Origin of the sequence: Bordetella sp. 02P26C-1 (assembly GCF_009763255.1) — a bacterium.
Lineage (GTDB): Bacteria > Pseudomonadota > Gammaproteobacteria > Burkholderiales > Burkholderiaceae_B > Bordetella_A.
Window position 1 is genome coordinate 1 of sequence record NZ_WSJB01000037.1, and the last position, 23240, is coordinate 23240.

Annotated in this window: 18 protein-coding genes, 1 tRNA gene and 1 pseudogene; 4 read left to right on the plus strand and 16 right to left on the minus strand. The window is 59.9% G+C overall.

The window, feature by feature from the left end; genetic code table 11:
- The 5 genes from GOQ28_RS17725 to GOQ28_RS17745 form a co-directional block, all read right to left on the minus strand.
- Positions 1 to 101: GTP-binding protein (locus GOQ28_RS17725; RefSeq protein WP_033456734.1), on the minus strand; the 101-nt coding region annotated here is incomplete at its 3' end.
- An 83-nt stretch (positions 102 to 184) separates the two neighbouring features.
- Complete coding sequence (gene fusA, locus GOQ28_RS17730; protein ID WP_160357383.1) at positions 185 to 2287, minus strand: elongation factor G; 2103 nt, start codon at positions 2285 to 2287, stop codon at positions 185 to 187.
- Positions 2288 to 2305: 18 nt separating this feature from the next.
- Positions 2306 to 2776, minus strand: coding sequence for a 30S ribosomal protein S7 (rpsG, locus tag GOQ28_RS17735; RefSeq protein WP_160351877.1), 471 nt, complete (start codon positions 2774 to 2776; stop codon positions 2306 to 2308).
- Between the two features lie 179 nt (positions 2777 to 2955).
- Positions 2956 to 3333 carry a 30S ribosomal protein S12 gene (rpsL, locus tag GOQ28_RS17740; RefSeq protein ID WP_005017264.1) on the minus strand — a complete coding sequence of 126 codons (378 nt, stop codon included), beginning with the start codon at positions 3331 to 3333 and terminating at the stop codon, positions 2956 to 2958.
- Positions 3334 to 3670: 337 nt separating this feature from the next.
- A complete protein-coding gene (locus GOQ28_RS17745; protein WP_160351876.1) occupies positions 3671 to 4384 on the minus strand; it encodes a response regulator transcription factor in 714 nt (237 codons plus the stop codon).
- Positions 4385 to 4645: 261 nt separating this feature from the next.
- On the opposite strand from GOQ28_RS17745, the gene GOQ28_RS17750 reads away from it, so the two are divergent.
- From GOQ28_RS17750 to GOQ28_RS17760, 3 genes are all read left to right on the plus strand, one after another.
- Positions 4646 to 5350, plus strand: coding sequence for a response regulator transcription factor (locus GOQ28_RS17750; protein WP_160357384.1), 705 nt, complete (start codon positions 4646 to 4648; stop codon positions 5348 to 5350).
- A 79-nt stretch (positions 5351 to 5429) separates the two neighbouring features.
- Entirely contained in the window at positions 5430 to 6527 is a 1098-nt protein-coding gene (locus GOQ28_RS17755; RefSeq protein ID WP_160357385.1) for a FecR domain-containing protein, read from the plus strand.
- A gap of 23 nt (positions 6528 to 6550) precedes the next feature.
- Positions 6551 to 8920: a CHASE2 domain-containing protein gene (locus GOQ28_RS17760; protein WP_160357386.1), complete on the plus strand. Its 2370-nt coding sequence runs from the start codon at positions 6551 to 6553 to the stop codon at positions 8918 to 8920.
- A gap of 40 nt (positions 8921 to 8960) precedes the next feature.
- Here the strand turns inward: GOQ28_RS17760 and GOQ28_RS17765 are convergent, their stop codons facing one another.
- The gene (locus tag GOQ28_RS17765; RefSeq protein WP_160357387.1) at positions 8961 to 10190 is read right to left on the minus strand and encodes a serine/threonine-protein kinase; all 1230 of its coding nucleotides are present in this window, start codon (positions 10188 to 10190) and stop codon (positions 8961 to 8963) included.
- Between the two features lie 253 nt (positions 10191 to 10443).
- Here GOQ28_RS17765 and GOQ28_RS17770 point away from each other — a divergent pair, with 253 nt between their 5' ends.
- Complete coding sequence (locus GOQ28_RS17770; protein WP_160357388.1) at positions 10444 to 10836, plus strand: TssQ family T6SS-associated lipoprotein; 393 nt, start codon at positions 10444 to 10446, stop codon at positions 10834 to 10836.
- Between the two features lie 113 nt (positions 10837 to 10949).
- Here the strand turns inward: GOQ28_RS17770 and rpoC are convergent, their stop codons facing one another.
- The 10 genes and pseudogenes from rpoC to GOQ28_RS17820 form a co-directional block, all read right to left on the minus strand.
- Positions 10950 to 15197, minus strand: coding sequence for a DNA-directed RNA polymerase subunit beta' (gene rpoC / locus GOQ28_RS17775; RefSeq protein ID WP_160351870.1), 4248 nt, complete (start codon positions 15195 to 15197; stop codon positions 10950 to 10952).
- On the minus strand, positions 15197 to 19309 hold the full coding sequence (gene rpoB, locus GOQ28_RS17780) for a DNA-directed RNA polymerase subunit beta (protein WP_160351869.1): 4113 nt from the start codon (positions 19307 to 19309) through the stop codon (positions 15197 to 15199). Before rpoB ends, rpoC begins: the two co-directional genes overlap by 1 nt.
- 165 nt (positions 19310 to 19474) lie before the next feature.
- Positions 19475 to 19855 (minus strand): 50S ribosomal protein L7/L12, encoded by a 381-nt coding sequence (rplL, locus tag GOQ28_RS17785; protein WP_006389590.1) that lies wholly within the window; start codon positions 19853 to 19855, stop codon positions 19475 to 19477.
- Between the two features lie 76 nt (positions 19856 to 19931).
- On the minus strand, positions 19932 to 20456 hold the full coding sequence (gene rplJ, locus GOQ28_RS17790) for a 50S ribosomal protein L10 (protein ID WP_160351868.1): 525 nt from the start codon (positions 20454 to 20456) through the stop codon (positions 19932 to 19934).
- 252 nt (positions 20457 to 20708) lie between these two features.
- A complete protein-coding gene (rplA, locus tag GOQ28_RS17795) occupies positions 20709 to 21404 on the minus strand; it encodes a 50S ribosomal protein L1 (RefSeq protein ID WP_160351867.1) in 696 nt (231 codons plus the stop codon).
- Between the two features lie 2 nt (positions 21405 to 21406).
- Positions 21407 to 21838, minus strand: coding sequence for a 50S ribosomal protein L11 (rplK, locus tag GOQ28_RS17800; RefSeq protein ID WP_160351866.1), 432 nt, complete (start codon positions 21836 to 21838; stop codon positions 21407 to 21409).
- A gap of 64 nt (positions 21839 to 21902) precedes the next feature.
- Entirely contained in the window at positions 21903 to 22436 is a 534-nt protein-coding gene (gene nusG / locus GOQ28_RS17805; RefSeq protein WP_160351865.1) for a transcription termination/antitermination protein NusG, read from the minus strand.
- 10 nt (positions 22437 to 22446) lie between these two features.
- Positions 22447 to 22827 (minus strand): preprotein translocase subunit SecE, encoded by a 381-nt coding sequence (gene secE / locus GOQ28_RS17810; RefSeq protein WP_160351864.1) that lies wholly within the window; start codon positions 22825 to 22827, stop codon positions 22447 to 22449.
- Between the two features lie 114 nt (positions 22828 to 22941).
- A tRNA-Trp gene (locus GOQ28_RS17815) sits at positions 22942 to 23017 on the minus strand.
- Between the two features lie 117 nt (positions 23018 to 23134).
- Positions 23135 to 23240 (minus strand): annotated as a pseudogene (locus GOQ28_RS17820) (elongation factor Tu); the annotation flags it as partial.

A 23240-nucleotide genomic window follows, 5' to 3' on the forward strand; every position in this document is an offset into this window, starting at 1 on the left:
GTCGTGATGGCTGCCGTCAACGTGGTTTTGCCGTGGTCAACGTGACCAATCGTACCCACGTTCACGTGCGGCTTGGTACGTTCAAACTTGCCTTTTGCCATGATCTCTATCCTTTGACTTTCAAGGAAACTGGGATGATTGCCGCGCCTCGCGAGATAGTCGAGACGCGGCGACGGTATTTAAATTACTTGGAGCGAGCGGCGATGACTTCGTCAGCGACGTTCTTGGGAGCTTCGGAGTAGTGCTTGAACTCCATGGTGTACGTCGCACGACCCTGCGTCAACGAACGCAGGTTGGTGGCGTAACCGAACATCTCGGCCAGCGGAACTTCGGCCTTGATGACCTTGCCGCCACCGACCATGTCGTCCATACCCTGCACCATGCCGCGGCGTGAGGACAGATCGCCCATCACGGTACCGGCATAGTCTTCCGGCGTTTCGACTTCAACGGCCATCATGGGCTCGAGCAGCACGGGGCTGGCCTTGCGCATGCCTTCCTTGAAGGCCATCGAACCGGCCATCTTGAACGCGTTTTCGTTCGAGTCAACGTCGTGGTACGAACCGAAGAACAGCGTGACCTTGACGTCTACAACCGGGTAGCCGGCGACGACGCCCGAGGGCAGCGTTTCTTGGATACCCTTGTCAACGGCGGGGATGTATTCACGAGGAACCACACCGCCCTTGATGGCGTCGACGAACTCGTAACCACCACCAGGAGGCAGGGGCTCGAGCTTGAGGACCACGTGACCGTACTGACCGCGACCGCCCGACTGTTTGACGAACTTGCCTTCGACTTCGTCGCAGGTCTTGCGGATGGTTTCGCGGTAAGCAACCTGGGGCTTGCCGACGTTGGCTTCCACGCCGAATTCGCGCTTCATGCGGTCAACCAGAATTTCCAGGTGCAGTTCGCCCATACCGGAAATAATGGTTTGGCCTGATTCTTCGTCGCTACGCACGCGGAACGACGGATCTTCCTGAGCCAGACGCGACAGCGCCAGACCCATCTTTTCCTGGTCAGCCTTCGACTTGGGTTCGACGGCCTGCGAAATCACGGGCTCGGGGAACTCCATGCGCTCGAGCAGGATGTGGGAGTCCGCATCGCACAGCGTTTCGCCGGTGGTCACGTCTTTCAGACCCACCACAGCGGCGATGTCGCCTGCCAGAACTTCCTTGATTTCTTCGCGGTTGTTCGCATGCATTTGCAGCAGACGGCCGACGCGTTCTTTCTTGCCCTTGACGGGGTTGTAGACCGTGTCGCCAGACTTCAGCACGCCCGAGTACACACGAACGAAGGTCAACTGACCCACGAACGGATCGCTCATCAGCTTGAATGCCAGAGCCGACATCTTTTCGCTGTCGTCAGCCTTACGCGACGTGGTCTCGCCATCGTCGGTTTGGCCTTGGACCGGCGGGATGTCGATCGGCGACGGCAGGTAGTCGATGACCGCGTCCAACATGCGCTGCACGCCCTTGTTTTTGAAGGCGGTGCCGCACAGCATCGGCTGGATTTCACCAGCGATGGTGCGTTGGCGGATGGCCGCGTTGATCTCGGCCTCGTCCAGCGAACCGGTTTCGAGGTACTTGTTCATCAGTTCCTCGGTCGACTCGGCAGCGGCTTCGACCAGCTTTTCACGCCATTCGGTGGCCGTATCCACGAGTTCGGCCGGGATGTCGGCGTATTCGAACTTGGTGCCTTGGCTGGCTTCGTCCCAAATGATCGCCTTCATCTTGATCAGGTCGATAACACCCTTGAAGGTGTCTTCGGCGCCGATTGGGATCACAATGGGCACGGGGTTGGCGCGCAGACGCGTCTTCAGCTGGTCATAGACCTTGAAGAAGTTCGCGCCGGTACGGTCCATCTTGTTGACGAAGGCCAGACGGGGCACACCGTACTTATTAGCCTGACGCCACACCGTTTCGGACTGGGGCTGAACGCCACCCACGGCGCAGTACACCATGCAGGCGCCGTCGAGCACACGCATGGAACGTTCGACTTCAATGGTGAAGTCCACGTGCCCCGGGGTGTCGATGATGTTGATGCGGTGCTCAGGATAGTTCCCAGCCATGCCGCGCCAAAACGCCGTCGTTGCGGCCGAGGTGATGGTAATACCACGCTCTTGCTCTTGCTCCATCCAGTCCATGGTGGCTGCGCCATCATGCACTTCGCCAAGCTTGTGGTTGACGCCGGTGTAGAACAGGATACGTTCAGTGGTCGTGGTTTTCCCTGCATCGATGTGCGCAGAGATACCAATGTTGCGATAGCGCTCGATCGGGGTTTTGCGGGCCATGGTGGATATGTCCTTAAATTACCAGCGGAAGTGGCTGAAGGCCTTGTTGGCCTCGGCCATCTTGTGGGTGTCTTCGCGTTTCTTCATTGCGGCGCCGCGGCCTTCCGCAGCGTCGATCAGTTCGCCAGCCAAACGCAGATCCATCGACTTTTCGCCGCGCTTCTTAGCGGCTTCACGCAGCCAACGCATTGCCAGGGCCAGGCGGCGCACGGGGCGCACTTCAACCGGCACTTGGTAGTTGGCACCGCCCACGCGGCGGCTCTTGACTTCGACGATCGGCTTGATGTTGTTGATCGCCAGGCTGAAAAGCTCAATCGGATCTTTACCGGTCTTGGCTTGCACTTGCTCGAGGGCACCGTAGACGATGCGCTCGGCGACGGCCTTCTTACCGTCCAGCATGACGACGTTCATGAACTTGGCGAGCTCGACGCTACCGAACTTGGGATCGGGCAGAATCTCGCGCTTGGGTACTTCGCGACGACGGGGCATTTTGCTTCCTTGTGTCTATTCAGTTGAACCGGGGGTTATTCGCCCGGCCATGGCCATCCAGATGAGATGACCCCTTACGTGCCGCACACCTTCCTAAAGCTGAGGCTGGCGCGGTTGCACTTAACTGGCGACGCTTACGCGCGACCAGGGGAACTACTAGTACTGCTACGAACGAGGCCTTAGGCCTTCTTCGGGCGCTTGGCGCCGTACTTCGAGCGAGCCTGCTTACGGTCTTTGACGCCTTGCAGGTCGAGCGAACCACGAACGATGTGGTAACGCACACCCGGCAAATCCTTCACACGGCCGCCACGCACCAGAACCACCGAGTGCTCCTGCAGGTTGTGGCCTTCACCGCCGATGTACGAAATAACTTCGTAGCCGTTGGTGAGACGAACCTTTGCGACTTTACGCAGAGCGGAGTTCGGCTTCTTGGGGGTGGTGGTGTACACGCGGGTGCACACGCCGCGACGTTGCGGGCAGTTTTCGAGCGCGGGGCTCTTGCTCTTGATGATGCTGACTTCGCGCGGCTTGCGCACGAGCTGGCTAATGGTAGGCATGACCTTTGAAATCCCTTTTACGTACCACTGGTAAGTACTGTTGTACTCGTATCCTTGACGCATCGTCCCCGGGGTCTGTCCCTGAGAGCCGGTACACCTTGGAGAGGCAGTTCACGCAAAACCGCCTCAAACGTTCCATACGTAAAAGAGCGGGTCTTGCAGACAAAACGCACAAAGCCAGCCAAGCGTGGATGGCAGCCTTTATGCGCAAATAAAGCAGTAAGCCCGTCAGCATAACCGAGAAGCGACGGGGTGTCAAAGTATTTAATGCGAAAGTCAGACCGGGTGCAGCGCGCCGACGCGTGGTCACGCGTTGCACCGAAAATCGCGCTTTAGGCTACTGATCAGCGAACAGATAGCCGCTGCCGTAGACCGTGCGGATGGGCAGATTGACGCCCGCCAGTTCGCCCTTTCGGCGCAACCGGCTGATGATCACGTCGATACTGCGTGAACCGTTGGCGCGGGTCGCCGATTCGTCCAGATGCTTGGTCAGGTCCGAGCGGGGAACTGCCTGGCCGGCGGCCTCGAGCAAGCAGCGCACGATATGCCGCTCGTTGGCGGACAGAGAGATCGCCACGCCGGTGGGCGTCATCAAGGTCCAGTTTTGATCGCGCAGTTCCCAGCTGCCCGAGTGACTCTGAGTCGCCGACGCCTCGGTTTTGACGCCAGGGTTGGCGGCCCGGCCCGGGAGCCGCCGCGCCAGGGCCATCAACACGCCCACGAGTTCGCGGGGATCGATCGGCTGCATCAAGCAAACATCGGCGCCGCCTTGCAGGCAGCGCAGACGGTTTTCGACTTGCAAATTCGTCCCGACCACCACAATACCCAGACTGGGAGAGGTGCGCAGCCGCGAGACCAGCGCGTAACCGATTTCTTCTAGTTCGCCGATATCCAGAACAACCGCATCATAGTCACCGTCGCCCAACAAACTAAACATTTCAGGCGGTGTAGCGCAAACTTGTGCGGAGATACCAGCTTGCTGCATTGCAGCGCCGGCCCTGCCCTGCATGGCTTCGTCCGGCATCATGAGGAGTACTTTCAATTGCTTCATAGTTTCCCAGGCCTCCTTGGACTTTACCGTCCCTAACGGCCTCTGCAGACTGACAAGAATATTGACAGTGTGACGCCTTATTTCAGCAAGTGCCAGTAAATATTCGTCAAGTTTGCACGGCTGCAAAGTCGTGTTGCCTTATTCGCAGAACGACAGAAGTCCCGGGGTATTATTGCGCTATGCCCTACGCGAGTGCAGCGTGGCACGCCGCTCGAATGACAGAACAATGTATTCAAGTGCTTTGACCTCCCACTTAACACTATGCAGATAGCTTCGCTTGAAGACGACCTGAATCAAGCTCAGCTTATTCAGCAGGTACTTGTCGCAGCCGGGTACACTTGCCACAGCTATCAGCGAGGGCGGGATCTTATTGCGGCGCTACGCAGCAAAACGTTTGATTTGATTTTGCTGGACTGGCAGGTGCCGGACATTGCGGGCGATCAGGTACTGCGGCACATTCGCGGGACACTGGGCTTGCAGACGCCTGTCATCTTCTTGACCAGCCGTACACTCGAGGCCGAACTCGTTCAAGGGCTCGAGGCCGGGGCCGACGATTACATCGGCAAGCCGCTGCGCCCCGCGGAGCTCATGGCGCGTATCGGTGCGCTTTTGCGGCGAGTAAAGGCGACGCTGCCCGGCCGCGAACCGTTTTCAGTGGCTTCCTATCGCATCAACCCACAAGACCGCACAATTACGTTGCGCGGCGAGGTGATCGCGCTGGCGCCTAAGGAATTCGAGCTGGCGCAACTTTTTTTCCGTAATGTCGGGCGTCTGCTATCGCGTGACGTGCTGGCGGAAAGCGTCTGGAATCGGGAAATCCCCGCCACTTCCCGCACGCTGGATACGCATCTTTCCAATATCCGTCAAAAGCTGCGCCTACACCCCGACAACGGCGTGCGCTTGATCTCGTCATACGCACTGGGCTATCGGCTCGAATTGACCGACCGCGGCGCCACGGCGTCGTGACACCCGACTTCTGCAGTACGCTGCCCCGCACGCACCCGCGGGGGTACGCCCCCCTTTATCTTTTTGGAGAACGCACAACATGAATAGGCGCGCCTTTCGCCTGCTCGCCGGTTGCATGGCCCTCGCGTATGCGCCGTTTGGACACGCTCAGCCCGCCGGCGCAGTGGGCGATGATTTTGTTTATCGCATACGCCCAGCCGATACGCTGATCGACCTAGCCTCAAGATACACCGGCGATGGCGCCAATTGGGTCACGCTGCAGAAGCTCAACAGAGTGGAAGACCCGCAAAAGCTCGCCATTGGCTTGGCGCTGCACATCCCTTTCTCCCTGATCCCGGTCGTCCCTGCTCCCCTCACCGCCATCCATGTAAGCGGCAGCACGCAGATGGACGGGAAGCCTTTACGCGCGGGAATGTCCGTGCCTGAGGGAGCCACCATCATCACGGAATCCGACGGCTTTGCAACGTTGGACTTTGCGGATGGGACCCGCCTGAGTCTACCCAACAACAGCACCGCCCGAGTCGATCGCACGCAAAAGTTCAAGAACGCGGGGCTGATCGATTCCGTGGTGAGCGTGCAAAATGGCGAGGTCGATTCCGAGGTGGCCCCCACGGGCCAAGGCGTAGGCCGTTTTGAGATCCGTACGCCAGTGACGATCGTGGGCGTGCGCGGCACCCGCTTTCGACTGCAAGCGACCGGGACCGGCGCACAGAGCGAAGTGTTGCACGGGAAGGTCGACATGAGCGCGGGTGCAGGCGGCTCCGCGCCACCCGTGGCAGTGGCCGGGGGTCAGGGCGCGGCGGTAGACGTCCACGGTCAAATACAAGTGCACACACTGCCGCCCGCCCCTATTGTGACACCGCCGCAGCGCGGCGCTTCCGGACAATGGGTCGCGCGGGTGACGCCTGTCCCGGGTGCGGTCGCTTACCTGGTGAGAATTTCGCGGGACCCGAAGGGGCTCGAGGTGTTTACTTCGGAGCGATTCGAGGGTGAAGAAGTCCGACTTGTGGCGCGTCGGCCGGGCACCCACTATGCCTCGATCCGCGCGCTGAATGCAGCGGGCCTCGGCGGCTATGACACCGTTCTCAGTTTCGAAGGGGCCAGCCCCCTGATGTCCGGTTCGGGTCACCCCGTGCTGCTAAGCGACGGCGCAATAGTTACACTGAATAACTATTAACAAAACCTATCGGTGCCCGGACCATGTGGACCAGCGCAGTGGACACCCCGCGTGAAAACTCCCCCTCTCGTTGGCTGCTGCGTCTCGCGCTTATTGCGTTCGCCCTGGCATTGGGGTGGCTCGATGGCCTGGGAAGAGTCGATCAGCTCATTTATGATCGTGCCCTGTCACTGGTAAAAAGGCCGGTTCCCAAGGATGTGGTGCTTGTCGCCATCGACGATCAGGCGATCGATGAGCTGGGTCGATGGCCATGGCATAGGGCGTTGCATGCACAGCTGCTAGATCGTCTGCACGGCGCACGCGCGGTGGGGTTGGATATCGTTTTTTCCGAACCCGACGCGCGGCATCCGCAGGACGACCAACTGCTTAGCGAAGCCATCAAGCGGCATGGCCGCGTGGTGTTGCCCATTGTCCTGGACGAGGTCCACGCCCCAACGCGCGCCGACCTTCCTCTCGCGTCGCTCGCGCAGTCGGCGGCGGGTCTGGGATTCATCAACGTGGACCCCGATGACGACGGGATACTTCGACGCGCGGACTGGACCACCGTCGACAGCCACGATCAGCCTTGGCGCAGATTTGCCCTAGCGCTGCTCGAGGTGGGGGGAGACAGCGACCGTGTGGAGCGCTTCCTGAAGCGCGTCCCTTCGGATGGAAAGTTGCTGATCCCTTTTGCGGGGCCGCCCGGCCATTTTCAAACGGTGTCCTACTTGAGCGTCTTACGAGGAGAAGTCCCGCCTGAGGTGTTCAAGGACAAGTATGTCGTGGTGGGCGCATGGGCGACTGGGCTTGGCGATACGATACCAACGCCCGTATCGCATGATACAAACGGAATGTCAGGCATAGAGATTATTGGCAATCTGCTGCAGTCCGCACACCAGAATCTGGTGGTATGGCGCGCGCCACCGTGGATGTCGGCGTTATTCAGCGCCCTGCCCGTTCTACTGTTGGGAATGGCTCTGCCCAGACTTTCGCCAAGACAAGCCTTTCTTTGCAGCCTGGCCTTTTTGGGACTAGTGCTGATCAGCGCGATCGCCACGCTGCGTTTCGCCGACATCTGGATTCCACCCCTAGCGGGCTTGATTGGTGTGGCGGTGAGTTACCCGATCTGGAGTTGGCGTAGCCAGGAGGCGGCCCTGCGCTACATGACCCGCGAGATGAAGCGTCTTCGCATCGAGTATCCGCCGGTCTATGAAGAGACGGCCCCGCCACCCGTGCAGCGCATCGGCCGTTCATTGGATCAGCATGTCCAGGAACTCGATCGCACGCTCACGCACGTGCGCAACTTGCGCCGTTTCGTTGCCGATGGGCTGGACGGGATGCCCGATGCGACCATGGTGCTGGATCAGAATGGCCGTCTGCAGTATCGCAACCACTCTGCGGCCACTTACTTCGCTGAGCTTGGGATCCGACCGCCGCGGATCGGGCAGACCGTCGAGCCCGCGCTGGTTCAAGCATTCGAGGCGCCCCGCGCACAGGAGCAAATCGCGCAGGCGCTGCGCCGGGGAACGCATCGAACGCCCGCGCATGAAGCGGTCGAGGGGGAAATCGAGGGCGAGTTCGCGCGCCACGGCGGCATCGAAGTCCGCGATCGTGCCGACCACGATTTGCTGATGCGATGTCTGCCGTTTCGCACGGCGCGAGGTGCCTTTGCCGGCACGGTCGTGACGATCAGCGATATCAGCGCCGTCCGCCGGGCGGAACGGCAGCGCGAGCAAATGCTTCAGTTCATATCGCACGACATGCGGGCGCCGCAAAATTCGATTCTGGCCTTGGTCGAACTGCACCGACAGCACCATCCCGCCACGGATGCTCAGGGCGATGTGCTGGGCCGTATCGCCCATCTGGCTAACCGCACGCTGGGATTGGTCGACAGCTTTGTTGAATTGACGCGTGCCGAGTCGATGCGCATTGCCTGCGAACGGGTCGATCTGGCTGCCGTGTTGCATGAAGTGGTGGATGATTTTTGGGCGGCCGCGCAGTCCCGGCGAGTTTTGCTGCAATGGCAGTCCTGCCCCACCATCGCCATGACTTATGGCGACGGATCGCTCATTACGCGGGCCGTGTGCAACCTGTTGGGGAATGCCATCAAGTACAGCCCAGATGGCAGCACGGTAGCGCTACGTCTGACGGCCAAAGGCACGATGTGGCACATCGATATCGAAGACGCGGGCCCCGGCATCTCGCCACAAGACCAGGAAATGCTGTTCGAGCCGTTTTTTCGATCTGCAGCGGCCAGAGAGTCCAATAGCGAAGGCTCGGGCCTTGGGCTGGCATTCGTCCAAACCATCGCGCACCGCCATAACGGCCGCGTGGCCGTAAAAAGCGAGCTCGGCAAAGGCTCTCGGTTCACCCTATGTCTGCCTATAGCGCTCGAAGACGAGATCGACCACTAACAAGGGGCGGACTTGTCGCTGCGGCGCAAACGCCTGTGGATCAGCGAAACGTGTGCGAGAGCACGGCCGGCGTGCCGGGCTTGACGACCAGCGTCGTGTGAAACGGGGGTTGCGCGCTATTGCGTATGGTCACCGCATGCGTGCCGGGCCGAAGCATGACGGTCTTCAATGGCGGGGTAACCCCTCGCGAGACGCCATCGATGAAAATTTCACCCCAAGGCCGCACATTGATGCTCACCTTCACTAGCGCGGGCGTTTTGCGTTCGGCTTTCGCGGGCGGTTGAACCCGATCGTCCGGGGTAATGTGGGATGCCACAAGGTCTACATCAGGGACGTCCGACGAGGCGGCCGTTGCCGGCCTTTGCGTCGCGCTGTCGGTCTGCGGCGCGGCTGTCGCTGGATAGGGGCCCATGCCGTGACCCCCACTCGCCGATGTCGCGGCAACGGAAGACAGTGCTGCTGGCTTACCAGCGTTGTCAACACGCTGGGAATGGGTGATGACCGACGGAGATCGCGCACCCATACGGCCCCACCAGTAGGCGGCCGCGGCCACAGCTCCCAAGAGCAGCAAACCCAGCAAAATGAAAGTACGCCAGACGTTACGGTGCAGCGACTGTTGAACGACCAATGTGCCCGCCGGCGTGCCCGGCGCGTCCATGGGAATTCCAACGGTATCAGGGCGACGTGCGAAAAGCGGCATCGTTAACGATTCGGCGTAGGCTTGAATGCTTTGCGGCCGATCCAGCGGATGCAAGGACATCCCGGCGTCGATAGCGCGCAGAAAGTCCGGCGAGTAGCGGTCTAGCCCCAGCGACGACAGCAGTTGATAACGGTCCTCGATCACACGCTGCTCGGCAGGCGGCGGGCGTTCCCCGGCGACTAGCGAATAAACCACCGCACTCAGGCCGTAAACATCCGTCCATGGCCCGCGCGGCCAGTCGGGCGATTCGGTAAAGAGCTCGAAGGCGGCATAGCCGGAAGTGAACGTCAATCCGTGCTCGCCTCTTACCCGCGGGATATCCAGGGCAAGAAGATGCGCTTGACCGGTTTCGTCTAGTCCCACGGAATGCACGGAGATGTCGCCGCAGATGCGGCCCTCGCGATGCAAGGCGTCCAGCACCGGCATGAGCTCGACGAGGATACGTTCGATGCGATGCTGCGGCACGCCGCCAGATTGGGTGGCGGCGATGGCGCTCAGGGGTCGATGCGCGATGGGAGCTGCGCCGACAAACGGACTGCGCGCGGTGTGAAAGCCCGGGGAAGAATCCATGAAGACAGCGTTAGAAGATGACACATTCTACGCTAACCGAGGGATTAGCCCGTGATCGGCCAGCGCGGACGAGGCCTGCACGTGCACGAGGTTGCCAGTGACGCCGCCACTTTCTCGCCAAGGCGGCTTTCCGCGCGTTCGATGCACGACCTGCTCGGAGGGGATATTATCTGATGGTGTCCCTGTGGGCGTTTCACAATCGATACGCGCGGTACAGGATGTGACCCTCAACATTATCGACTTAGGCAAACTCATGAACGTTCGTGCTTTCTTGCCCGTTGCAGCTTGCGTGCTCGCGTTATTGAGCGGATGCGCAGGTCTGACGATCGCAGAGGCGCCGCCCTCCCAGGCGGCCCAAGATGCGCTTGCTCATGTCCACGAGCAATATTCAGCCGGGCAATACGGCGCGGTCATACGTTCGGTCGCGACTTCGGATGCGATTCAAAGCGCACCGGACTCGCTGCGCATCGAAGCCTACAAACTTCAAGCCTTCAGCTACTGTGTGCGCGACTATCCGCAGCTGTGCGAAGAAACCTTCATGCGCATCTTGCAGATCGATTCGGATTTCACACTGGCGCCAGCCGAGGCGGGTCACCCGCAGTGGGGGCCGGTGTTCAATGCGGCTAAAGCGAAAGCTGGCCGCTGACCCCGGTAACGATTAAAGCCTCGCACAAATAAAAAGGCCGCTGAAATCTCAGCGGCCTTTTTCGTTGAGTCAACCCGGCGGGACATTGCCCCGCCAGTTGCCTCGGTACTGCCTTACTGCTGCGTATCGTCCTGCGCGCTCGGAGGCGTCTCGTCGTGCGTTCCACCGATATCCACGGTGGCCGGCGTATCCTCGAAAGGATTGGCCAGCTGACGTGCGGCTTCGCGCTCGGCGGCTTCCAGGGCTTCCTTGTCCTTGCGGGCAAGGTGGTAAGCCAAACCGGTACCAGCGGGGATCAGACGACCCACGATCACGTTTTCCTTCAGACCACGCAGATCGTCGCGCTTGCCCATGATGGCGGCTTCGGTCAGAACACGCGTGGTTTCCTGGAACGAAGCGGCCGAGATGAACGAGTCGGTCGACAGCGAGGCCTTGGTAATACCGAGCAGCACGTTGTCGTAGGTCGCCGGACGCTTGCCTTCGGCGATCACGCGATCGTTTTCGTTCAAGAGTTCCGAACGCTCGACCTGTTCACCCGGGATGAACTCGGTATCGCCAGCATCGACGATGTTCACGCGACGCAGCATCTGACGAACAATCACTTCGATGTGCTTGTCGTTGATCTTCACGCCTTGCAGACGGTAGACGTCCTGCACTTCGTCGACGATGTAGGTCGCCAGCTTCTCGATACCTTGCAAGCGCAGAATGTCGTGCGGATCGGCCGGGCCGTCCACGATCATTTCGCCCTTGTTCACCACCTGGCCGTCGTGCACCAGCACCTGTTTTTCCTTCGGAATCAGGAACTCGTGGCTCACGCCTTCCAGGTCGGTGATGACCAGACGCTGCTTACCCTTGGTGTCCTTACCAAACGACACGGTACCCGTGACATCGGCGAGCATGCCGGCATCCTTGGGCGAACGCGCTTCGAACAGTTCGGCCACACGCGGCAGACCGCCGGTAATGTCGCGGGTCTTTTGCGATTCTTGAGGAATACGCGCCAGAACTTCACCCACGGCAACCTGCTGACCATCGCGCACCGTAATCAGTGCGCCCACCGGGAACGAAATGTTCACCGAGTGATCGGTGCCGGCGATCTTGACATCTTCGCCGTTTTCGTTGACCAGCTTGATCTGCGGACGCATGACGATCTTGCCGCTACGCGTCTTGGGCGTGATCACGACCAGCGTGGACAGACCGGTGATTTCGTCGACCTGCTTGGCAACGGTCACGCCTTCTTCGATGTTCTCGAAGCGCACCGCACCGCTGTACTCGGACACGATCGGACGGGTCAGCGGATCCCAGGTCGCCAGACGGGTACCGGCCTTGACGGCTTCGCCGTCGCCGACCAGTACGGTGGCGCCGTACGGGATCTTGTGACGTTCGCGTTCGCGACCGTTATCGTCGTAAATCGCCAGTTCGCCCGAACGCGAGATGGCCACCCGTTCGCCCTTGGCGTTGGTGACGTAACGCATCGTGCTGGTAAAGCCGACCTTACCGTTGGACTTGGTTTCCACGGCGCTGGCCAAAGCCGAACGCGATGCCGCACCACCGATGTGGAACGTACGCATCGTGAGCTGAGTACCCGGTTCACCGATGGACTGAGCCGCGATAACACCGACGGCTTCACCCACGTTGACATGCGATCCACGGCCCAGATCGCGGCCATAGCAATGCGCGCACAGACCGTGACGCGTTTCGCAAGTCAGCGGCGTACGGACCTTGACTTCGTCCACACCGATACGATCGATCAGATCGACCAGATCTTCGTCCAGCAGCGTGCCGGCGGCGATCGCGGTTTCCTGCGTATCCGGGTTGACGATGTCGACGGCTGCCACACGGCCGAGGATACGGTCGCGCAACGGTTCGATGACTTCACCGCCCTCGACCAAGGCCTTCATGGAATAGCCCAGGCTGGTGCCGCAATCTTCTTCACGGATCACCAGATCCTGCGTCACATCGACGAGACGACGAGTCAGGTAACCCGAGTTAGCCGTCTTCAGTGCGGTATCGGCCAAGCCTTTACGCGCACCGTGAGTCGAGATGAAGTACTGCAGAACGTTCAGGCCTTCGCGGAAGTTCGCGGTAATCGGCGTCTCGATAATCGAGCCGTCCGGCTTGGCCATCAGGCCGCGCATACCGGCCAACTGACGGATCTGTGCCGCCGAACCCCGTGCACCGGAGTCCGCCATCATGTAGATCGAGTTGAAGGATTCCTGGCGGACTTCCTCGCCGTGACGGTTGATCACGGGTTCGGTTGCCAGTTGCTCCATCATCGCCTTGCCGACCTTATCGGAGGCCTTACCCCAGATGTCCACCACGTTGTTGTAGCGTTCTTGGGACGTGACCAGACCCGACGAGTACTGCTTGTCGATTTCCTTCACTTCGCGGCTGGCTTCGGCCAGGATGGCTTCCTTGGCCTTCGGGATCAGCATGTCTTCCATCGCGATGGAGATACCACCACGGGTAGCCAGACGGAAACCGGACTGCATCAGCTTGTCGGCGAAGATCACGGTGTCGCGCAGGCCGCAACGGCGGAACGACTGGTTGATCAGACGCGAGATTTCTTTTTTCTTCAGCGCCTTGTTCAGCACGCTAAAGGGCAGGCCCTTGGGCAGAATCTCGGACAGCAGCGCACGGCCGACCGTCGTCTCATGACGACGGACGACGGGTTGGAATTCACCGTTCTCGTCGCGCTCGTATTCGTTCAAGCGCACGGTGATACGCGTCTGCAGCTCGACTTCGCCGTTGTCATACGCGCGCTGGACTTCGGCCACATCGGTAAAGAAGATGCCTTCGCCCTTGCCGTTGATACGCTCACGGGTCGTGTAGTACAGACCCAGCACGATATCCTGCGACGGCACGATCGACGGTTCACCGTTAGCCGGGAACAGCACGTTGTTCGAGGCCAGCATCAGGGTACGGGCTTCGAGCTGGGCTTCGAGCGACAGCGGCACGTGAACGGCCATCTGGTCACCGTCGAAGTCGGCGTTAAACGCCGCGCAAACCAGCGGGTGCAGCTGGATGGCTTTACCTTCGATCAGCACCGGTTCGAATGCCTGAATACCCAGACGGTGCAGCGTCGGCGCACGGTTGAGCATCACCGGGTGTTCGCGGATGACCTCTTCGAGAATGTCCCACACCACCGGCTCTTGGCTTTCCACCAGTTTCTTGGCGGCCTTGATGGTCGTGGCCAAGCCCATCATCTCCAGACGATTGAAGATGAACGGCTTGAACAGTTCCAAAGCCATCAGCTTGGGCAGACCGCACTGATGCAGCTTGAGCTGCGGACCCACCACGATGACCGAACGGCCCGAGTAGTCCACGCGCTTACCGAGCAAGTTCTGACGGAAGCGACCGCTCTTACCCTTGATCATGTCGGCCAGCGACTTGAGCTGACGCTTGTTAGCGCCCGTCATGGCCTTGCCGCGACGACCGTTATCGAGCAGCGAGTCGACGGCCTCTTGCAGCATGCGCTTTTCGTTGCGCAGAATGATCTCGGGCGCCTTCAGTTCGAGCAAGCGCTTCAGACGGTTGTTGCGGTTGATCACGCGACGGTACAGATCGTTCAGATCCGAGGTCGCGAAACGGCCGCCGTCCAGCGGCACGAGCGGACGCAGATCCGGCGGCAGCACCGGCAGCACTTCCATGACCATCCAGTCGGGCTTGATGCCCGACTTCTGGAAGCCCTCGAGGACCTTCAGACGCTTGGAGATCTTCTTGATCTTGGCTTCGGAGCTGGTGGCCTTCAGTTCGCCGCGCAGCGTTTCGACTTCGCGATCGATGTCGATCGTGCGCAGCAGTTCGCGCACGGCTTCCGCGCCCATCAGGGCGGTGAAGTCGTCACCGTATTCCTCGGTCTTGGCGAGGAAGTCGTCGTCGGACATGATCTGACCGCGCTTGAGCGGGGTCATGCCAGGTTCGATCACGCACCAGGCTTCGAAATAGAGCACGCGCTCGATGTCGCGCAGCGTCATGTCGAGCACCATACCCAGGCGCGACGGCAGGCTCTTCAGGAACCAGATGTGCGCAACCGGGCTGGCCAGCTCGATGTGGCCCATGCGCTCACGGCGCACCTTGGCCACGGTCACTTCCACGCCGCACTTCTCGCAGATCACGCCGCGATGCTTCAGGCGCTTGTACTTACCGCACAAGCACTCGTAGTCCTTGATCGGGCCGAAGATCTTCGAGCAGAACAGACCATCACGCTCGGGCTTGAACGTGCGGTAGTTGATCGTCTCGGGCTTGCGGACTTCGCCATAAGACCACGAACGAATTTTCTCGGGCGACGCGATGCCGATCTTGATGGCATCAAACTGCTCGTCTTGCGAGACTTGTTTGAATAGGTCGAGTAGCGCTTTCATTAGTTACGCTCCAAATCCATGTCCAGGGCCAACGAGCGGATTTCCTTGACCAGCACGTTGAACGATTCCGGCATACCGGCATCGATGACGTGATCGCCCTTGACGATGTTTTCGTATACCTTGGTGCGGCCCGTAATGTCGTCGGACTTCACCGTCAGCATTTCTTGCAGGGTGTAGGCGGCGCCGTAAGCTTCCAGCGCCCACACTTCCATCTCCCCGAAACGCTGGCCACCGAACTGCGCCTTACCACCCAGCGGTTGCTGAGTCACCAGCGAGTACGGACCAGTCGAACGGGCGTGCATCTTGTCGTCGACCAAGTGATGCAGCTTCAGGTAGTGCATGTAGCCCACGGTCACCGGACGCTCGAACTGCTCGCCGGTACGGCCGTCAACCAACCAGGCCTGAGCACGCGAGGGCGTCAGGTTCATGCGCTTGGCGACCTCATCGGGGTAAGCCAATTCCAGCATCTGGGTGATTTCTTCTTCCGTGGCACCGTCGAACACCGGCGTCGCGAACGGCACGCCGTTCTTCAGGTTACGCGCCAGCTCCATGACTTCGTCATCTGTCAGCGTTTCGATGTGTGCCGGGGTACCGGTGGTGTTGTACACCTTCTCCAGATAGGCACGCACTTCCTTGACCTGCACGTTCTGTTCGTCACGCAGCATGTCGGCGATACGTTGACCCAGACCCTTCGCGGCCCAGCCCAAGTGAACCTCGAGCACCTGCCCGACGTTCATCCGCGACGGCACGCCCAGCGGGTTCAGCACGATGTCGGCGGGGGTACCGTCGGCCATGTGCGGCATGTCTTCCACCGGGGTAATGCGCGAGACCACACCCTTGTTACCGTGACGGCCGGCCATCTTGTCACCAGGCTGCAGACGACGCTTGACGGCCAGGTAGACCTTGATCATCTTCAGCACGCCCGGGGGCAATTCGTCGCCTTGCGTGAGCTTCTTGCGCTTTTCTTCGAACGCGAGATCGAATTGATGGCGCTTCTGCTCCAGCGATTCCTTGGCCTGCTCGAGCACGACAGCGTGAGGCTCATCGGCCAGACGAATGTCGAACCACTGCCAGCGGTCCAGATCAGCCAGGTATTCCTTGGTGATCGTGGCGCCCTTGGCGAGCTTGCGCGGACCGCCGTTGACGGTCTTGCCAACCAGCAGCTTCTCGAGACGATCGAACTGGTCGTTTTCGACGATACGCAGCTGGTCGTTCAGGTCTTGGCGATAGCGGCGCAGTTCATCGTCGATGATGGACTGAGCGCGCTTGTCGCGCACGATGCCTTCACGCGTGAAGACCTGCACGTCGATCACTGTGCCGACCATGCCCGAGGGCACGCGCAGCGAGGTGTCTTTAACGTCGGAGGCTTTCTCGCCGAAGATGGCGCGCAGCAGTTTTTCTTCCGGCGTGAGCTGGGTTTCGCCCTTGGGCGTGACTTTACCCACCAGCACGTCGTCGGCCGTGACTTCGGCGCCGATGTACACGATGCCGGAATCATCCAGACGGTTCAGTTGCGTCTCAGCCAGGTTGCTGATGTCGCGCGTGATTTCCTCAGGTCCGAGCTTCGTGTCACGAGCAACGACCGTCAATTCCTCGATGTGCACCGAGGTATAGCGATCATCGGCCACGACCTTCTCAGAGATCAAGATCGAGTCTTCGAAGTTGTAGCCGTTCCACGGCATGAACGCGATCAGCATGTTCTGACCCAGCGCCAATTCGCCCAGGTCGGTCGATGCGCCGTCAGCCAGCACGTCACCCTTGGCCACACGATCACCACGCGCCACGATGGGGCGTTGGTTGATGTTGGTGTTCTGGTTGGAACGGGTGTACTTGATCAGGTTGTAGATGTCGACGCCGACTTCGCCCACGACGTTTTCGTCGTCGTTGACGCGAATCACGACACGCTCGGCATCCACATGGTCAACCACGCCGCCACGCAGGGCTTGCACGGTCGTGCCCGAGTCAACCGCCACCGTACGCTCGATCCCGGTGCCCACGACGGGCTTCTCGGGACGCAAGCAAGGCACGGCCTGACGTTGCATGTTGGCGCCCATCAGTGCACGGTTGGCGTCATCGTGCTCCAGGAACGGAATCAGCGATGCCGCGACCGACACGATCTGCGACGGCGCCACGTCCATGTAGTGCACGTTGGCGGGCGAGGTCAGCATGGTTTCGCCAGCTTCGCGGCAAGCCACCAGGTCGTCGATGAATCGGCCTTCTTCGTCCAGCGCGGCGTTAGCCTGTGCGATGACGTAGTTGCTTTCTTCGATGGCCGACAGGTAATCGATTTGATCGCTCACCTTGCCGTCCACGATGCGACGATAAGGCGTTTCCAGGAAGCCGTACTCGTTCAGACGAGCGTACAGCGCCATGGAGTTGATCAGACCGATGTTCGGACCTTCCGGCGTTTCGATCGGGCACACACGACCGTAGTGCGTCGGATGCACGTCACGGACTTCGAAGCCCGCGCGCTCGCGCGTCAGACCGCCCGGGCCCAGTGCGGAAACACGACGCTTGTGCGTGATTTCCGACAGCGGGTTGGTTTGGTCCATGAACTGCGACAGCTGGCTCGAACCGAAGAACTCCTTGATCGCGGCCGAAATCGGCTTGGAGTTGATCAGGTCGTGCGGCATCAGGTTTTCGGTCTCGGCCTGGCCCAGACGTTCCTTGACGGCGCGCTCAACACGCACGAGACCGGCGCGGAACTGGTTTTCGGCCAGTTCGCCCACACAGCGCACGCGACGATTACCCAAGTGATCGATATCGTCGATCTGGCCACGGCCGTTACGCAGCTCGACCAGAACCTTGATGGTCTCGAGGATGTCCTCGTCGGTCAGCGTCATGGGGCCGGAGGTGTCTTCACCACGGCCCAGACGGCTGTTGACCTTCATACGGCCAACGCGCGACAGATCGTACGTTTCTTCGCTGTAGAACAGACGTTGGAACAAGGCCTCGACGGCGTCCTCGGTGGGAGGCTCGCCAGGACGCATCATGCGATAGATCGCCACACGCGCGGCCATCTGGTCGGCGGTTTCGTCGGTACGCAGCGTTTGCGAGATGTAGGGACCACGATCCAGGTCGTTCGTGTAGAGCGTCTGGAATTCAAGGATGTTGGCCGCACGCAGCGCGCTCAACACGCTCTCGGTGATTTCGTCATTGGCATGCGCCACGACTTCACCGGTGTCCGGATCGACCACGTTCTTGGCCAGCACGCGGCCGTACAGGAACTCTTCCGGCACGGAGATGCGCTGGATACCGGCGTTAGCCATATCGCGCAGGTGCTTGGCGTTGATACGCTTGTCTTTTTCGACAATGACTTCGCCATCACGGTTGGTGATGTCAAAGCGGGCCATTTCGCCCTTCCAGCGCTCGGGCACGAATTCGATCATGCCGCCTTCGCTCTTCAACTCGAAGTTGTCGAAGTCGAAGAAGTGCGCCAGGATCGATTCCGGCGTCATGCCGATGGCCTTGAGCAGAATCGTGACCGGCATCTTGCGACGACGGTCGACACGGAAGAACAGAATGTCCTTGGGATCGAATTCAAAGTCGAGCCACGAACCGCGGTAAGGAATCACGCGGGCCGAGAACAGCAACTTGCCCGAGCTGTGCGTCTTGCCACGGTCGTGCTCGAAGAACACGCCCGGCGAACGGTGCAGCTGGGACACGATGACACGTTCCGTGCCATTGATCACGAAAGAACCCGTGCCCGTCATGAGCGGAATTTCGCCCATGTAGACTTCTTGTTCTTTCACTTCCTTGATGGTGGGCTTGCTGACTTCGCGATCCAGCAGCACCAGACGCACCTTGGCGCGCAATGGTGATGCATAGGTCAGACCGCGCTGTTGGCATTCCTTAACGTCAAACACCGGCTCGCCCAGCACATAGCTGACGAATTCCAAGCGCGCCATTCCGTTATGGCTGACAATCGGGAAAATCGACGAAAACGCCGCCTGCAGACCTTCGTTTACGCGCTCAGCGGGCGCGGTTTCGGCTTGCAGGAAAGTTAGGTAGGATTGAAGCTGGGTCGCCAGCAGATACGGTACGCTTTGAACGTCTTCACGCTTGGCGAAGCTTTTGCGGATGCGCTTTTTTTCGGTGTACGAGTAAGGCATGAGCACTCCGACTCGAGGGGTTGCATGGGCCGTCAACCACGGCCCCAGGTGATACGACTCCAGAAAACCCCACTGTAAAGGTTGCCCTGACAGTAGGGGTTTCCTGGAAACGCAAAAGCCCGGGGACGGCAAACTACACTGTCCCCGGGCAGATGACGCAAGGTATTACTTAACTTCGACCTTGGCGCCAGCTTCTTCCAGCTTCTTCTTGGCGGCTTCGGCGTCAGCCTTGGCAACGCCTTCCTTGACGGGCTTCGGAGCGCCGTCAACCAGGTCCTTAGCTTCCTTCAGACCCAGGCCGGTCAGTTCACGCACGGCCTTGATGACGGACACCTTGTTGGCGCCGGCTTCAGCCAGCACAACGGTGAACTCGGTTTGCTCTTCAGCAGCGGCGGCAGCGCCACCAGCGGCGGGAGCAGCCACAGCCACAGCGGCGGCAGCAGCCGACACGCCGAACTTCTCTTCCATTTCCTTGATCAGCTCGGACAGTTCGAGCACGGTCATGCCAGCGATGGCGTCAAGGATTTCAGCTTTGTTAAGTGCCATTTTTCAGAACTCCAGAATTGGATAAATGCCAGGTTGGTTGTCGCTCGGTCGTACAGCGAGTTCCGTAAGGGGTGGCTTACGCCGCCGCCTTTTGGTCGCGCACGGCAGCCAGGCCGCGAGCAAACTTGGTGGGAACTTCGTTGAGCGTACGCACGAATTGCGCGATCGGGGCTTGCATGGTGCCCAGCAGTTTCGAGAGCAACTCTTCGCGCGAGGGCATGGTGGCCAGAGCCTTCACACCTTCTTGGTTCAGCAAGTTGTTGGGCAGTGCGCCCGCCTTGATGACCAGCTTGTCGTTGCTTTTCGCGAAACCGGCGAGGACCTTGGCCGCCGCAACCGGATCAGCGCTGATACCATAGATCAGCGGACCGGTGAGCTGTTCCGACAGCGGCTCGAAAGCCGTGCCAGCGACAGCGCGACGGACCAGCGTGTTCTTCAGAACACGCAGGTAAACGCCCGATTCACGCGCAGTTTTGCGCAGTACGGTGACAGAGGCGACGTCCAGACCACGATACTCGGCGATAACAATCGATTGGGCCTTGGCGACTTCGGCCGAGACTTCCTCGATTACTACCGCTTTCTCTTGACGATTGAGACTCACGGTTTGAACACTCCATCAAAAGACGCCTGGGGCCGGGTGGCCTTGCGCGTCAACCGAATGCGGCGCCTGGGTTGAGTTCTTTAGGTAAAGAATTCTTCCTGGGGACGCCGTCTACGCTGGATCCGGACTAGGTGAGCTCCGGGATTAAGCGGGGCCAGGCATTACAGCCGACCAGGCCCTGCTCCAGCGGTCTTTGACAGCAACATCCGAGAAATCCGGATGCAGCCCAAAGTACGTTTGTGCTTGCAGCGATTAGGCTGCGAGCGAAGCTACTTCCACGCGAGCGCCGCCACCCATGGTGGACGAAACGGCGACCTTACGCAGATAGATACCCTTGGCGGCAGCGGGACGAGCCTTTTGCAGGGCGTCGACCAGAGCAGCCAAGTTGCTTTGCAACTGTTCCACGCCGAACGAGGCGCGGCCGATGGTGGCGTGAATGATGCCAGCCTTGTCGGTACGGTACTGAACCTGACCGGCCTTGGCGTTCTTCACAGCGGTCACGACATCGGGGGTCACGGTGCCAACCTTGGGGTTCGGCATCAGGCCACGGGGACCCAGAACCTGACCCAGGGCGCCCACGACACGCATCGTGTCGGGCGAGGCAATGACCACGTCGAAATCGATCTGGCCACCCTTGATACGCTCAGCCAGGTCGTCCAGGCCAACGATGTCGGCGCCAGCGGCACGAGCGGCTTCAGCCTTGTCGCCTTGGGCGAACACGGCCACGCGCACGGACTTACCAGTACCGGCGGGCAACACAACCGAGCCACGAACCAGTTGGTCGGATTTTTTGGGGTCGATGCCCAACTGCACGGCCACGTCGATCGATTCGTCGAACTTGGCGGTTGCGGTTTCCTTGACCAGGGTCAGGGCTTCAGCAACGGGATACAGTTTGGTGCGATCGATCTTTTGAGCGATTGCGGCGGCGCGCTTGGAGAGTTTTGCCATGATTAGACCCCTTCAACCGTGATGCCCATGCTGCGGGCGCTACCAGCGATCGTGCGGACAGCTGCGTCCAGATCGGCAGCGGTCAGATCGGGTTCTTTGGTCTTGGCGATTTCTTCAGCTTGAGCACGCGTCAGCGTACCGACCTTGTCGGTATGCGGCTTGGACGAACCCTTTTGAATGCCGGCAGCCTTCTTGATCAGGATAGTCGCCGGAGGCGTCTTCATGATGAAGGTGAAGCTCTTGTCGGCGAAAGCGGTGATCACCACCGGAATCGGCAGACCAGGCTCCATGCCTTGGGTCTTGGCGTTGAACGCCTTGCAGAATTCCATGATGTTCAGGCCACGCTGACCCAGGGCCGGGCCAATCGGGGGGGAGGGATTAGCCTTACCAGCTGGGACTTGCAGCTTGATAAAGCCGACGATCTTCTTCGCCATGCTTTGCTCCTTGCGGGTTCAAACGCCCATCACGCGACGCGATGGACTCCCCGGGGTTAAAGAATCAGGTCTTTTCGACCTGGCTAAAATCCAGCTCGACCGGCGTCGCGCGACCAAAAATGGTGACCGACACACGGACCTTGCTTTTTTCGTAGTTGACTTCTTCGACGCTGCCATTGAAGTCCGCGAAGGGGCCTTCTTTGACACGCACCATTTCGCCAACTTCGAAGAGAATCTTGGGACGAGGTTTCTCGACGCCCTCTTCCATTTGGGAGAGGATCTTCTCGACTTCCTTTTCGGAAATCGGCGTAGGACGGTTACCCGAACCACCCAAGAAGCCAGTGACACGGTTGGTGTTTTTCACCAAGTGCCAGGTTTCGTCGGTCAGGTCCATCTCAACCAGGACGTAGCCCGGGAAAATACGACGCTCGGTGATCGATTTTTGACCACCCTTGACTTCGACGACTTCTTCCGAGGGAACCAGGATGCGACCGAAAGACGTCTGCAAGCCCGCGCGCTCGATACGCTCGTTCAGGGCTTTGTGGACGCTTTTTTCCATGCCTGAATACACATGGACGACATACCAGCGCTTACTCATTCGGCGTCCCTTATTTCCAGCCCAGCAACAGGCCGTAGAGTATCCATTCGATGCCCTTATCGAGCACCCACATTAGCAACCCCATCACCGCGACGAAGGCAAACACAATGCCTGTCATCTGGGTGGTTTCCTTGCGCGAAGGCCAGGTCACGCGCTTGGCTTCGTTAAACGCTTCGCCGGCGAAACTGATCGTACGACGACCGGGTTCACTGGACCAGGCGATCAGGGCAGCAATTACCAGGCCACCGACAAATACGCCGATACGGGCAACCATGGGCTGTGCGCTGAGCACCGAGAAACCCACGATGCCAGCAATGATAACGAGCACCGCCAACGCAAGCTTGACGCGGTCGGCAGTGCTGGTTACGGTTTCTACGCTGGTATTAGACATTTTGCGACGCAAGTCGGCCATGTAAGCACGACTGACGATGATCTCCCGGCGGGTTTAAGAGCGAGCGGGGGTTGAAACAAACAAGACCAAGTTCGCCCCGACTGACGGGAAACCTGGCAGGGGCAGTAGGAATCGAACCTACAACCTTCGGTTTTGGAGACCGACGCTCTGCCAATTGAGCTATACCCCTAGAACTCTTGCGAGTGATGTATGGCTACTCGCGCAACCATACATAATACTACTTTTTTGACGAAGATGGGAAGCGGACCCAGAGGGTCGGCTTCCCCGTACTGCCTGACCGCCGAAATTAGGCGATGATCTTAGCGACGACGCCGGCGCCGACGGTACGACCGCCTTCACGGATGGCGAAACGCAGACCTTCTTCCATGGCGATCGGAGCCAACAGCTTGACG

Coding starts and splice junctions, on each gene's coding strand:
- fusA (WP_160357383.1), bottom strand. CDS start 2,287: ATGGCCCGCAAAACCCCGATCGAGCGCTATCGCAACATTGGTATCTCT.
- rpsG (WP_160351877.1), bottom strand. CDS start 2,776: ATGCCCCGTCGTCGCGAAGTACCCAAGCGCGAGATTCTGCCCGATCCC.
- rpsL (WP_005017264.1), bottom strand. CDS start 3,333: ATGCCTACCATTAGCCAGCTCGTGCGCAAGCCGCGCGAAGTCAGCATC.
- GOQ28_RS17745 (WP_160351876.1), bottom strand. CDS start 4,384: ATGAAGCAATTGAAAGTACTCCTCATGATGCCGGACGAAGCCATGCAG.
- GOQ28_RS17750 (WP_160357384.1), top strand. CDS start 4,646: ATGCAGATAGCTTCGCTTGAAGACGACCTGAATCAAGCTCAGCTTATT.
- GOQ28_RS17755 (WP_160357385.1), top strand. CDS start 5,430: ATGAATAGGCGCGCCTTTCGCCTGCTCGCCGGTTGCATGGCCCTCGCG.
- GOQ28_RS17760 (WP_160357386.1), top strand. CDS start 6,551: ATGTGGACCAGCGCAGTGGACACCCCGCGTGAAAACTCCCCCTCTCGT.
- GOQ28_RS17765 (WP_160357387.1), bottom strand. CDS start 10,190: ATGGATTCTTCCCCGGGCTTTCACACCGCGCGCAGTCCGTTTGTCGGC.
- GOQ28_RS17770 (WP_160357388.1), top strand. CDS start 10,444: ATGAACGTTCGTGCTTTCTTGCCCGTTGCAGCTTGCGTGCTCGCGTTA.
- rpoC (WP_160351870.1), bottom strand. CDS start 15,197: ATGAAAGCGCTACTCGACCTATTCAAACAAGTCTCGCAAGACGAGCAG.
- rpoB (WP_160351869.1), bottom strand. CDS start 19,309: ATGCCTTACTCGTACACCGAAAAAAAGCGCATCCGCAAAAGCTTCGCC.
- rplL (WP_006389590.1), bottom strand. CDS start 19,855: ATGGCACTTAACAAAGCTGAAATCCTTGACGCCATCGCTGGCATGACC.
- rplA (WP_160351867.1), bottom strand. CDS start 21,404: ATGGCAAAACTCTCCAAGCGCGCCGCCGCAATCGCTCAAAAGATCGAT.
- rplK (WP_160351866.1), bottom strand. CDS start 21,838: ATGGCGAAGAAGATCGTCGGCTTTATCAAGCTGCAAGTCCCAGCTGGT.
- nusG (WP_160351865.1), bottom strand. CDS start 22,436: ATGAGTAAGCGCTGGTATGTCGTCCATGTGTATTCAGGCATGGAAAAA.
- secE (WP_160351864.1), bottom strand. CDS start 22,827: ATGTCTAATACCAGCGTAGAAACCGTAACCAGCACTGCCGACCGCGTC.